This window comes from Enterobacter sp. CGMCC 5087 (assembly GCF_003144775.1).
Taxonomy (GTDB): domain Bacteria; phylum Pseudomonadota; class Gammaproteobacteria; order Enterobacterales; family Enterobacteriaceae; genus Enterobacter; species Enterobacter cloacae_M.
In genome coordinates this window covers 1-262 of record NZ_QFXN01000337.1, presented here as the reverse complement: position 1 = coordinate 262, position 262 = coordinate 1, and the positions used below count along the sequence as shown (strand labels likewise).

1 protein-coding gene is annotated in these 262 nt (G+C 50.4%); it reads right to left on the bottom strand.

The window, feature by feature from the left end; all coding sequences use genetic code 11:
* Window positions 1–51: 51 nt before the first annotated feature.
* The gene (locus DEO48_RS26260; protein WP_258306222.1) at window positions 52–261 is read right to left on the bottom strand and encodes a hypothetical protein; all 210 of its coding nucleotides are present in this window, start codon (window positions 259–261) and stop codon (window positions 52–54) included.
* Window position 262 lies beyond the last annotated feature (1 nt).

The window sequence follows — 262 nt, the reverse complement described above, 5'->3', positions numbered from 1 at the left end:
GGCGAAGGCAATCGCGAAATATTTAATGACAAGCGCCATGTTCAGATTTCCTTATTTTCTGCACTGCTGAGCAGCGCTCAGCATGTTGTCCATGAAGTGCGGAGGAACATAACCGTACTGCTGGTTCATTTTCTCCAGCTCCCCGTGGGTATATTTCGTTTTGAGGTCATCCCAGATACATCCGCAGACGGCGGTAGTACCGCCGCCTGATTTGCATCCCTGGATAAACTCGCGATCATTTTTGTCGCCACAGCCGCTCAGA